Source organism: Nitrosomonas sp., assembly GCF_040240425.1.
Classification (GTDB): domain Bacteria; phylum Pseudomonadota; class Gammaproteobacteria; order Burkholderiales; family Nitrosomonadaceae; genus Nitrosomonas.
On the sequence record NZ_QPHG01000058.1, the window covers coordinates 1 to 12,376 of the forward strand.

General features: G+C 45.8%; 11 protein-coding genes and 1 pseudogene. 4 read left to right on the plus strand and 8 right to left on the minus strand.

The features are described from left to right. Positions 1-336: 336 nt before the first annotated feature. Together DU481_RS14770 and DU481_RS14775 are read left to right on the plus strand one after the other, a co-directional pair. Positions 337-2,778: an EAL domain-containing protein gene (locus tag DU481_RS14770; RefSeq protein ID WP_350135748.1), complete on the plus strand. Its 2,442-nt coding sequence runs from the start codon at positions 337-339 to the stop codon at positions 2,776-2,778. Between the two features lie 38 nt (positions 2,779-2,816). Further along, positions 2,817-4,217, plus strand: a complete 1,401-nt coding sequence (locus tag DU481_RS14775) for a sensor histidine kinase (protein WP_350135750.1) — start codon at positions 2,817-2,819, stop codon at positions 4,215-4,217. A gap of 80 nt (positions 4,218-4,297) precedes the next feature. Here the strand turns inward: DU481_RS14775 and DU481_RS14780 are convergent, their stop codons facing one another. The 5 genes from DU481_RS14780 to gluQRS form a co-directional block, all read right to left on the minus strand. Then, the gene (locus DU481_RS14780) at positions 4,298-4,813 is read right to left on the minus strand and encodes an aspartate carbamoyltransferase (RefSeq protein ID WP_350135752.1); all 516 of its coding nucleotides are present in this window, start codon (positions 4,811-4,813) and stop codon (positions 4,298-4,300) included. Positions 4,814-4,970: 157 nt separating this feature from the next. Further along, positions 4,971-5,423, minus strand: coding sequence for a PAS domain-containing protein (locus DU481_RS14785; protein WP_350135754.1), 453 nt, complete (start codon positions 5,421-5,423; stop codon positions 4,971-4,973). 73 nt (positions 5,424-5,496) lie between these two features. Continuing rightward, positions 5,497-5,961 carry an SRPBCC family protein gene (locus tag DU481_RS14790; RefSeq protein WP_090316084.1) on the minus strand — a complete coding sequence of 155 codons (465 nt, stop codon included), beginning with the start codon at positions 5,959-5,961 and terminating at the stop codon, positions 5,497-5,499. 24 nt (positions 5,962-5,985) lie between these two features. Continuing rightward, a complete protein-coding gene (locus DU481_RS14795; RefSeq protein WP_350135755.1) occupies positions 5,986-7,149 on the minus strand; it encodes an NAD(P)/FAD-dependent oxidoreductase in 1,164 nt (387 codons plus the stop codon). A gap of 121 nt (positions 7,150-7,270) precedes the next feature. Continuing rightward, the gene (gluQRS, locus tag DU481_RS14800) at positions 7,271-8,173 is read right to left on the minus strand and encodes a tRNA glutamyl-Q(34) synthetase GluQRS (protein WP_350135757.1); all 903 of its coding nucleotides are present in this window, start codon (positions 8,171-8,173) and stop codon (positions 7,271-7,273) included. 182 nt (positions 8,174-8,355) lie between these two features. Here gluQRS and mpl point away from each other — a divergent pair, with 182 nt between their 5' ends. Next, a complete protein-coding gene (mpl, locus tag DU481_RS14805) occupies positions 8,356-9,702 on the plus strand; it encodes a UDP-N-acetylmuramate:L-alanyl-gamma-D-glutamyl-meso-diaminopimelate ligase (RefSeq protein ID WP_350135759.1) in 1,347 nt (448 codons plus the stop codon). A gap of 43 nt (positions 9,703-9,745) precedes the next feature. Here the strand turns inward: mpl and DU481_RS14810 are convergent, their stop codons facing one another. From DU481_RS14810 to DU481_RS14820, 3 genes are all read right to left on the minus strand, one after another. After that, entirely contained in the window at positions 9,746-10,273 is a 528-nt protein-coding gene (locus DU481_RS14810; RefSeq protein WP_350135763.1) for an adenine phosphoribosyltransferase, read from the minus strand. 111 nt (positions 10,274-10,384) lie between these two features. Further along, a complete protein-coding gene (nirK, locus tag DU481_RS14815; protein ID WP_350135761.1) occupies positions 10,385-11,485 on the minus strand; it encodes a copper-containing nitrite reductase in 1,101 nt (366 codons plus the stop codon). A 282-nt stretch (positions 11,486-11,767) separates the two neighbouring features. Beyond that, complete coding sequence (locus DU481_RS14820; protein WP_350135765.1) at positions 11,768-12,148, minus strand: TrkA C-terminal domain-containing protein; 381 nt, start codon at positions 12,146-12,148, stop codon at positions 11,768-11,770. Positions 12,149-12,219: 71 nt separating this feature from the next. Between DU481_RS14820 and DU481_RS14825 the strand changes: the two are divergent. Beyond that, a pseudogene (locus tag DU481_RS14825) lies at positions 12,220-12,376 on the plus strand (IS5/IS1182 family transposase); the annotation flags it as partial.

Genomic DNA, 12,376 nt, shown 5'->3' on the forward strand with positions numbered 1-12,376 from the left:
TTTAATGAATCTTTGAAAATAGCTTTAAACTACAATCCAAAAAATTAAATTTCAATACCACTTTGAAAAATGCTTAGCTTTTTATTTGCCTGATGTAAACATGTATATAGTTACCTAAATTTTTTCTTCTTTTTGTTAATTTATTCTCCTCCCTCTTGATTCCTTCCACACAGCGTTCCGAAATTTTAGACATAGTTATCAATAGAGGATGTTTGTTCAAACCAATACATTACATTCGAAAATTTATTGGTTTTTAGAAAAAATCACCGCAAAAGAGGTATTGAATTTCAAGTAATTGTCTATTCGAAATAATTAGTTGCAGGAGACTGGGAACGTATGAGTGGATACATCAAGATACTGATCGTTGAAGACGAAAAAATTGTTGCGCTTGACCTGAAAAGACGTCTGACAAAATTAGGCTATCAAGTTACCGGAATGGCTGCAAGTGGCCAGAAAGCACTGGCGCTGGTGGATCAGGAAATCCCCAATATTGTGTTGATGGACATTCATATTCAAGGGGATATGGACGGCGTTGAAGTGGCTGATCAGCTGCAAAAAGCCCATAGCATCCCAATCATATACTTGACCGCTTACTCCGAAGAAAAAACCGTGAATCGGGCGAAAGCGACCAAGCCCTACGGTTATTTATTAAAGCCATTCTCCGACAGAGAGCTGCACATCATCATCCAAGTCAGTATAGAGCGTTACGAAAACGATATTCTGTTAAAAAAGAATGAGCAGCACTTTCGTCTCGCACTGGAAGCGGCGCGCTTGGGCACCTGGGAAGTCACGAAAGAATCTCGTGAGATATTCATGGGTAAAAGCCCTGAAGGAACCATAGAACCGATATCCGACTGGGAAAGTTTCTTTCTTTCAATAAACGAAACAGACAAGCCAAAAGTATCTGACTTTATCGATAAATTGCGCAATAAAAAGGGCTTGGCTGCTGAAATAGAATTCCGCGTTAGCCCTGATACCGGAAAAAGCTGCTGGTACAAGTTATATGGCAAATCGTTTAAAAATAGTGATGCAGGAAAACATCAGATCGTCGGTATCTTGCAGGAAACAACCGAGAGCCGCCTTGCAAAAGACCGCTTGGCGCAAGCGGCTACTGTTTTTGAATGCGCATCGGAAGGCATCATCATTCTCAACAAAAATAGAAAATTCAATTGCGCCAATAGCGCCTTTTATAAGATCACCGGATTTCAGCCCCACAATCTCCGGAATAAAGAGTTACCGTTTCTTACCAGCCGTTCTTTGAGTAAGAATATTTACAATAGCATATGGCAAAGTATTGATAAGCATGGCCATTGGCGAGGAGAAATCACGGCATTCAAGAAAAATAATGAGACAATATTTGTCTGGCTGACGATTGGACTCATTCCCGCCGAAGCAAATGAAGAACAGCAATTCGTCGTCATGATTTCCGATATTACGGCGATCCGCGAAACGCAGGAACAGTTATCGCATATTGCGTACTACGATAATCTGACCAACTTGCCCAATCGTATGCTGATCATGGATCGGCTGCAATTGGCGCTGGCAAAAGCCATACGGAGTTCCTCGTTTCTTGGCGTGTTGTTCATTGACCTCGACAACTTTAAGAGAATCAATGACACCCTGGGGCATACACATGGAGATTCGATGCTCTGCTTTGTGGCGCAGAGAATGCTCTCCGTGCTGCGGCAAAGCGATACCTTGGGCCGACTGGGGGGTGATGAGTTTATCGTCATTGTGACGAATGCTGAATCCCGCGATGCCTTGGTCATCGTCGCGGAAAAAATACTGGAATGTCTTTCCCATCCCATAGTCATTAGTAACATGGAAGTCGTCCCATCATGCAGTATCGGTATCAGCGCATACCCGGATCATTCCTCACATCATGATGAATTAGTGCAAATGGCGGATACCGCCATGTACGAAGCAAAAAACAAAGGGCGCAATAGATACGCTTTTTATCATCCATCCCTGACACAAAAAGCCGCTCATTATTTAACGCGGGAACGGGAACTGCATCACGCTTTAATTAAAAATGAGTTTCTGCTGCATTATCAACCGCAATTTTCTTTATCGCAGAAAAAAATAACCGGAGTGGAAGCGTTGATCCGTTGGCAGCATCCGGAAAAGGGTTTGTTATCTCCCGCTGAAATTATTCCGGTTGCGGAAACGAGCAAGCTTATCGTTGAAATCGGCAACTGGATCCTGACAGAAGCATGCAAGCAACTCAAACAGTGGCGAGATAGAGGTTTTTGCGATATCCGCATTGCGGTCAATATCTCGATACGTCAACTTGCCGATAAAGATTTGCAGCAATTTATTGCAGGACTATTGCAGCAGTACGCATTGCCAGCTCAGTCACTCGAGCTGGAGATAACGGAATCCTGTCTGCAAAATGAATTGATTTATATCCGATGTTTAGAACAACTGGAAAGTCTGGGTATACCGATTTCCATTGATGATTTTGGCACCGGTTATTCCTGCTTGAGTTCATTGAAAAACCTTCCGATACGGCGGCTGAAAATTGATCAGAGTTTCGTCAAGGGCATACCTTATGATACGAATGATTGCGCCATTGCAGCGGCGATTCTGGCATTGGCCCAGAAACTGAATCTGCAGGTAACCGCTGAAGGTATCGAGACTCACCAGCAAGCCGATTTTCTTGGTAATCTTGGATGCGATGAGTTGCAAGGTTACTTGCTGAGTAAACCGGTAGATTCCGAGCAGATACCTTATTTGATCCAGAAACTGCCGGATCGCCTGGATTCCCTGAAGTTCTAGACTACTCCCACTTCTTCACACCAGGATTAAATAGCGATATGCCGCCACCCCGATTCAGAAGCTTGAGCAATACCGAGGAAATGATGCATCTTGCTGTAGAAGCTTCGCCCAACGGCATGGTCATGACCGGTTGCGATGGAAAAATCGTCATGGTGAATTCCGCCACGGAAAAGCTATTCGGCTATTCCAGGCAGGAATTAATCGGTCACTCCATCGAAATGCTTATTCCCGAACGATTCCGCCGACATCATCCCGGCTATCGGGAAGCTTATATCAGCGAATCAAAATCGCGTTCCATGGGGCATGGCAGGGATCTTTACGGCCTGCATAAAAGCGGCAAGGAATTCCCGGTTGAGGTTGGTCTGAATCCCGTCGAAACCGAACATGACGGCATTTTTGTGCTGGCCGCCATCGTCGATATTACCGATCGCAAGCATGCCGAGGAAATGATATACCTCGCAGTCGAGGCTTCTCCGAACGGTATGGTGATGACCAATCATGAAGGAAAAATTATGATGGTAAATTCCACTACTGAAGAACTATTCGGTTACCACCGGGGAGAATTACTGGGTCAACCGATTGAAATTTTGATACCGGAATCACATCGCGCCCATCATCCGTCATTAAGAAGTAATTATCTGCAATATCCCAGCACGCGCGCAATGGGGCATGGCAGAGATCTACATGGGGCGCACAAAAATGGCAAAGAATTTCCGGTAGAAGTAGGTTTGAATCCGATCCAAACACCCAGAGGTGTTATGGTGCTTGCGTCCGTTATCGACATTACCGAGCGGAAATCTCAAGAGGAACAACTCAAAGCAGCATTGAAGGAGAAAGATTTATTGCTATCGGAAATTCATCACAGGGTTAAAAATAACCTTCAAATCATCGATAGCCTGCTCGGTATGCAATCCGATATGCTGGATAATAATACGGCTGCTATATCCGTTCTAAAGGAAAGTCAGAACCGGGTGAAATCCATGGCGCTGATTCACCAGATCTTATATCAATCATTGGATTTTTCCCGCGTTGATTTTTCCGGTTTCATCCAATCCCTGGTTGATAACTTATCCGTTTCCTATGCGCTGGATTCGTCGAGAATCGTTATAAATATCGATACCGATCCGGAGGTGCTTCTTCCCATCGATGTCAGTATTCCATTGGGATTGATTCTGAACGAGCTTTATACGAACGCCATGAAATATGCATTTACTGAGAACCGCGGCGGCCATATCGATATCAGCCTTAAACGCCAGAATCAAGGACAGCTGCTGGTATGTCTTAGCGATGACGGTGTAGGGATACCGGACGATTTCGATATTGAAAATACCCAGTCTCTAGGTTTGCAACTGGTTCAGTTACTCAGTGAGCAAATTTCCGCGGAACTTACTATTCATCGCAAAAATCCGACAAGCTTTTCGCTGATTGTTCCACTCTGAAAGGACTGCATGGCATTACATTGCTAAAGTACCACTAAGTGCACGCTGAAACCCGCAGTATCCAATGAGTAACTACTCTATTATTTTTTGGGTATATGCTGATGCGGCTGCCAGGGTTCAGCATGCCGCGCATGATCGCTTAGCTGCGCATCAAACCAACGGTGGATTGCATTGACAAGCTGCGGTGATTCAGAGAAATAGCCTATTTGTGCGCCGATAGGGAGCACTTTGTATTCAATCTTGATTTCTCCCGGTTTAGCTGCTTTCAACTCAGCCAATCCGGGCATGTCTCCACCATGAATTTTTTCCGGGCTTGAAAAATTACCTTGCTTAAATTCATTGGTAATTTCAGACAGATGCGCTCTGATCAAACTGACTTGCTCCTGATCCGATATGTTTCTGACGGTAACCTTCTGAACGCCACCACTTTCAGTCTTGGTGAAGACATGCACGGTCTTTTCCAAATCAAACGGCATGACATGAGCGCCGCGTTCCGCGACTTCGTTCAATCGCTTTTCATCCGCGGGCGCAGCAGCATGAATCGATGCCGGCAAAAGAAAAACCAGCAAGAAAGTGACAGTAAATAGCTGATTCATTTTATTTCTCCGCTACAGTGAGCTTACAGAGCCGGTCAGATTGGTGGCGTCAACCGCATATAGAGCAAATCTTGCACCTCGTTTGACTGTTTCATACACGGGTAAGAATGCTTAAATAGTGCGGTTATTTATCCGGATGCCGCTCACGCATCCGGTTTCATCGCTTGAGTGCCGCCAGTTGTTCCTTCAAAGCCTTAATTTCCTCTTCCACACGGATTTTCGGGGTGATGTCTAATTGCACGCCAAGGAAATAAAGTAAGTTTCCATGCGAATCAAAAAGCGGGGAAACCAGTAAGTGGTTATAAAATAACTCACCGTTCTTACGAAAGTTTCTCAAAACCACCTCCACCGGTTTTCTATTTTTTATCCCTTCCTTGAGCTGCTTAACACCAGCCTGATCGTGTTCATCACCCTGCAAAAAACGGCAATTCCTGCCTACCGTTTCCGCTAACGTATAACCGGTTATTGTCTCGAACGCTTTATTCACATAAACCAAAGGCATGTCCTCTTGATCGGGATCAGCCAGTGTTACACCGTTCACGCATGAATCAAGAATCTTGGACAATACTTGTGGAATTAATCCAGGGTCTTTTTCAACGATAAAATCCATGATCTTCTCTCCAAGTTAATCAACTGTTAGCATAATTAAATACGTACGAACGGGTCTGCCGTCTTCAATCAACCTACTCCGCCTCGATCAGTTTCTTGATATTCTTGACAGTCCTTTCGGTTCCATCTTGAACGGCGATACGCACCAGCTTCTCAAACGGCCTGACATGCAGATCCAGGCTCAGTAACTCAAAAATAAAAGTTATCCGACTATCGGAAGCATTCACTGGCTCAATGACATAATCACACCGGTAAGGATTGGAAACGCCTTCAAAACAGATACGTGCACCCGTATCAAAAAATTTAACTTTGAAAGTCGATTCCGAGCGATTACCTTGATCGATGCGGACTTGACGGCAGACGGTTCCTATTTTTATAGGACCATCGGTCAGTTTCTCCAATTCCTTAACTTCCGGAGACCATCGGGGATAATTAATGAGCAGATCATTACCGATAAAATTGAAAAGTTTATCGGTGGGACTTCGAATTATTGCACTGGCCTTGCCAATTACAGGGCTGTCTTTGAACAAACCAAGCATAAAATGCCTCCCGCACGGTGTTTGCTAAACCAAATAGGTATCGATTCCTGCCAATAATAAGTCATATTGCGCTTCAACAATTTCTTTAATCGTTAAAGCCGGAATACCGGTGATCAAGTTACCTTCCGCAACCAGCCAGCCTACCGCATCCGACGGCCCCAGACTCACCACATAACCCAATTCATGGTGGAGATAAGGCTCGAGCAATCCGGGAAATCCCGCATGCCGCAACACGTTACGCGCCACTAATTTACCTTTCCTGACAGCGGATTGCGCGGTCAATGTATTCGACCCAAGCGACTGGTAATACGAACAATCACCCGCCACAAAAATATTGGGTAGCGGTTTCTGATCAACTATAACCTGTCCGAAAGCATTTGCGGTAAAAATATTGCGCGGCTTTTTTCCCAAAAACAGCAGGGTCAGACTGGAAGGCAATTCAAACTGCTGTTCAGCCACCTTGTCCGTCAGTAAAATTTTTCCGGTTTGCTGTTCACGGTAATACGTATTCGGATAAAAAGCGATATTCATATCCCGCATGCGGGATTCCGCATAAGTACCAAACCCGGCAGGAAATTGTTCCAGCACATGCTCGCCCGAGTGGATCAAGCGCAATTCCACCTTACGTCTGATCCGGTCGAGAAACTGCTTTATTTCGAATAAAAACTGTATCCCCGTGGCTCCTCCGCCCACAACGGAAATCGACAATTCCGGTGAGTCATTCCGGTCGAGCAGCCGGGTTAATAAATCTGATCCGCTCATCGTGGCAAAATCATTCAGACTCAGCAAATTGCCGCTATCGACATGATCATTTTTCTGACTCTCGCAACCGCTCGCGACAATCAAATAATCAAAATCAACTATCTCACCATTCACAACCAGCTGCCGCTCGGCCTGATAGCTCTCCAACGCGCTTTGATCAAAGCTCACCACCGCCGGAATGTGCCGGCACTCGTAACGATTTTCTATGTCGGAAAAAGGAACCAGCAAATCGGTTAGCGGATAGCGAAATGTTTCATGTAAGTGTGTAATCTTTAGATGCTGCGTTTTAGGATCGATCAACGTAATGTCGGCATCCGGAGCAAATTGTAATAGATTGGTTAACGCGGCAAGCCCGGCATATCCGCCACCGGCAATGACCACCTTCAACCTTTTTTGCTTGGAAATATTAAATGGCAGAAAAGCCACAGTCACTCCTTACCTTTATCTATGATTAACGCAAAACCTTGCCACACGCTTGCGCCGGTAATGTTAACTTGAACCCGGCTGCACTACAGCCTAGCATAATTACCAGCCGCATGGCTTATCTTTATACCACACCGTTTGGAATCCGGTTCACGCGCCAATTTTGCATCACCCAGCCCCAAAAAGAAGCAATATCGCCCTCCAGAATCTCTAGTGGCGGTTGCTGACCCAGGAAATGCAACGCATCAACCAGCTCCTTTAATGCCTCGGCCGTATTCACCGGAGCAGCGTTTGTTTGCTTGCTAAGCTTCTCTCCTGCCGCGTTTGTTACCACGGGTAAGTGCATGTATTGCGGTACCGGATAGCACAAAAGCCGCTGCAGAAATATTTGCCGTGGTGTGGAATCGATTAGATCGGCGCCGCGAACTACATGCGTGATATTCTGCGCAGCGTCGTCCACCACAACCGCAAGTTGATAGGCATAAATTCCATCAGCCCGGCGTAACACAAAATCACCCACTTCACTGCGCAGCTTCTGCGTATACAATCCCTTCAAACCATCGGTAAACTGAATGACATCATCATGGGTTTGAATACGAAGCGCATGTGCACTTTGCAGTGAGACGGGATTGTTCAGGCAAGTTCCGGGATAAATGAAGCCATATAAACCGGTGATACTGGAATCCGCGATTTCCTTCCGGGAGCACGTGCAGGGATACAATAAACCCTGTTTATCCAAAACGTGCAAAGCCTCCCGGTATGCCTCGGAACGGTGGCTTTGGTAGATGATTTCCTCGTCCCACTCCATACCCAATTTCTCAAGCGTATCCAAAATTTGTTTGGCCGCTCCAGGTACTCTACGTTGCAAATCGACATCCTCAATTCTAACCAGCCATTTGCCGCCATGAAATTTCGCATCGGCATAGCTGCCCACAGCCGCCACCAGCGAACCAAAATGCAGCGGTCCGGTTGGCGATGGTGCGAATCGTCCGCGATAATGCGTATTAATCGATCGAGTGCTTTCCATTTGGAAATTAGCACATTGAGATTAAAAGAATAATCATCACCGCACCCTTTCCTTTTAGCCGCTCTATGAATGAATAAAGTATCAACATCCGGTATTGCCCTGCCATATCCATTATAATTGCCCAAACTTGCCAATCATATTAGTGGTTTCCAGTCAGCAGAATCAAGAATTTCAAACCAATCATGCACATTCATATACTCGGAATTTGCGGTACCTTTATGGGCGGTATTGCAGCCATTGCGCGCGAATCCGGTCACACGGTGACGGGCTGCGATCAGGATGTCTATCCACCGATGAGCACGCAACTTGAGTCTCAAGGGATCGAATTAATAGCGGGTTATTCGCCCGAACAGATCCGGTTACAACCGGATATTTTCGTCATCGGTAACGTCGTTACGCGCGGCAATCCACTGATGGAGGAAATACTCAACCGCAATTTACCCTATATTTCCGGCCCACAGTGGCTGTCGGAGAATATTCTACGGCATCGCTGGGTGCTTGCCGTGTCCGGTACCCACGGAAAAACAACAACCAGCTCCATGTTAGCTTGGATCTTGGATTATGCCGGATTGAATCCGGGATTCCTGATCGGTGGAATCCCCGAGAATTTTGGCATTTCGGCACGAATCGGAAACACCTCGCCTTTCTTCGTCATTGAGGCGGACGAATACGACACGGCATTTTTTGATAAACGTTCTAAATTTGTTCATTACCACCCAAAAACAGCGATACTGAATAATCTTGAGTTCGATCATGCGGATATTTTTACAGATCTTGCAGCGATTGAACGGCAATTCCATCACTTTGTACGAGTTATTCCGAATAACGGTTTAATCGTCGCAAATGGCCAAGATCCCAATCTGAAGCATGTCCTCAAACAAGGCTGCTGGACACCGGTGGAAGAATTCGGCACTGAAAGTGGCTGGCATACCACAGCGCGGGCTGGCAATACGATCGATATCTATTGCAACGAAACATTTCACGGAAGCCTGCAATGGGATTTATTGGGCGAACATAACCGCATGAATGCGCTGGCTGCGCTGATCGCTGCGCGGCATGCCGGAATACCGGTCAACATTGGCATCGAAGCATTAGCACAGTTCAAGAATGTCAAACGCCGCATGGAGAAACGCGGCACGGTCAACGGTGTCTCCGTCTATGATGATTTTGCTCACCACCCGACCGCCATTCAAACGACTATCGAAGGCTTACGGACTCATACCGGTAAAGCAAGGATTATTGCAGTCCTGGAACCGCGTTCAAACACCATGAAAATGGGGGTATGGAAAGATTCTCTTGCGAAGAGTTTGAGCGAAGCCGATCAGGTACTTTGCTTCACCCGCGATGCACACTGGGCTAAAGATGCCATGTTGCCATTACATAACAAGGCGCGTTGTTTTGATGATCTGAATCAGCTCGTCCAAGCTATCGCAGCAGTCGCTAAGCCTGACGATCATATCTTAATCATGAGCAATGGAGGTTTTGGCGGCATCCATGAAAAAATATTATCCGCATTAGAACGAACGTAATAAAAACCCGTTGGTACTAAAAAGAACGCTATAAACAACGTATCTAGTCGCCTTCAAATTCGCATAGCGCAAACACCGGACATCCCAGATTTTCCAGTCGGGCTTTACCGCCCACGTCTGGCAGATCGATCACAAAACAGCACTCCACCACTTCACCGCCCATATCACGGATCAGGCCAACAGCAGCTTCAGCGGTTCCACCGGTGGCAATCAGATCATCCACAAGCAGCACTCGTTCTCCCGGTTGGATCGCATCGACGTGAATTTCAATCCGGTCACTGCCATATTCCAGTTGATAGTCTCTTCCTATCGTTTCTGCCGGTAATTTATTGCGCTTACGAATCGGCACGAAACCTTTACCCAGCTGATAAGCCACGGGCGCACCGATAATAAAACCGCGCGACTCAATGCCGATCACTTTATCAATTTCCACATTGCTATAACGCTTTGCAATTTCCTGAATAGTTGTTCGCAGTCCGATCGGATCTTTTAGCAATGTCGTGATATCACGGAACATAATGCCGTGATGGGGATAGTGAGGAACCGTACGAATATGGGATTTAATCATTATAAAGTTGTAGCAAGCAATAATAAAAACTCAAGGAATTAAAATGACAAAGGCCTCAACCCATAACAGGTTGAGGCCTTTTAAAACTACCTCAATAGAACACTACAACAAATCTTAGTGGTCCATTCCAGCTTTTGCATCAAAGCTAGCTGGTTTTTTAAGTTGAGTCATGATGTCATCATTCCAAGCACCATCAACTGTCATGTGAGCAGCAGCGCCCAACAATACAGCTTCAATCAGGTTATGACTGAGGTATACATGCAAGCCAGGTTGATGGAATTCATAAGCAGCCGCAACTGCGGAACCTGCTGGAACAAACCAGGTTTCTTGACTGGTCAAAGGTACATCGCTGAATGAACCACCTACCCAGTACAGATCACCGTGTCCACCGATCAAGTGCGGATAGGAAGGACGGTTAGCTTGTGAATGGATAAACAGAACTTTCTCACCCACTTTGGCTTTCAGTGCGTTGTCACCGGTCAGTGCACCAACTGCGCCATTGAATACTACGTGTGTCGGGATGAGTCCTTTAGCAACTTCCAACATATCTGCCATGCCTTCTGCTGGTGAACCGTAGGTTTTGAAATTACCTTTGTCATCTTTCGGCAGATAGAAATCTTGTTCGCCAATGTAGTAAGCGCGATCATATTTGTATGGTTTGCCTTTGTTGTCTTTCAGACCGTCTTTAGGCAATACCATGATGGCACCGCTCATACCGGAAATAACGTGGAACGGAATCATGGTTCCGCCTGGTGCGCAGTGATAAACAAATACGCCTGGTTTGATTGCTTTCCAACGCAGTACAACTTCTTCACCTGGTTGAACCAGTGTTAAACCAGCACCACCCAGCGCGCCAGTTGCAGCGTGAAAGTCTACGTTATGCGCCAATGTGCTTGTTTTTGGATTTTTTAATGTCAATTCAACATAATCGCCTTCATGCACAACGATAAGCGGACCAGGAACGCTGCCATTGAAAGTCAACGCCCAAACTTTTGCACCTGGCGCAACTTCGATCAGCTTTTCAACAGTTTCCATCGTAACTTCAACGACTCTAGGTCCTTTTGAAGTTTGCTCATGTGCAGGTACATTTGGTGGAGCCACCAATGTTTGTTTAACTCGCGGTAATTTAGAAATATCTGTAGCAGCCACAACTGCTTGAGTTGCGCCTAAACAGAGCAATCCTAGACCAACAATTGCTTGAACAGCTTTAATCATATCTCCCTCCATAAATGATGAAATTTACGCTTTTTTTATGCGCCATTCTAATGCTACTTGTCATGTAATCATCAAGATTACCAACATCTGCCTTTTAAGCTATGAAAAGCCAAAAGGACGGAACGGAGAATATACACTTTTTGAAGAAAACTGTCTATTCTTAGTAGCTTGTAACGATTATAGCCATACTGAATGAATGGGATTGGAATGACTCGAATTGATATTTCAACAAATCCTGTTGTTATCCCATCATTGAGTCAAAATCCATTCAATCAGCAATTTTCAGCCTTGTATTAACTTAATTTCAGCCGCTGCGAGATTTTCCTGCGTTCCGCGAAGCACAATGACATCGCCAAGTTCCAGACGTGTTTCCCCGGTGGGTAATAATCCGCGAATGTTGCGTCTTCTCACCGCAGTAACTTCGACATCCACGCTTGCCAGATCAATGTCGCCCAGTGTTTTATTAATCGCAGCCGCGCCTTCAACAATGGTAATCGTCAGCAAACGCGGCAACAGCTTCTCACTGTTGTCCTCTGCGCCATCGGTCACACCATAATAAAAACCGCGCAACAGACTATAGCGCTGCTCACGAATTTTTCGGATGCGGCGTAAAATCCGCCCGGTCGATATATCGACAAACATCAACGCATGGGACGCCAACATTAAGGAACCGCTGAACAAATCCCGAGGTTTGCTGAGATAATAGATTTTATTGACGACCTTCAAAATACGCCATGTCACACCAAACGAGCTTTGCCGATCTTGATTACAGTCACAAGAAACGCCGGACACGGCGGGAGGTTTTCTTAAGCGAGATGGAAGGGGTAATACCCTGGCAAGTGTTGCTGTCGCAGATTGAACCGCATTACCCCAAGAGTGGGAGACGGGGGC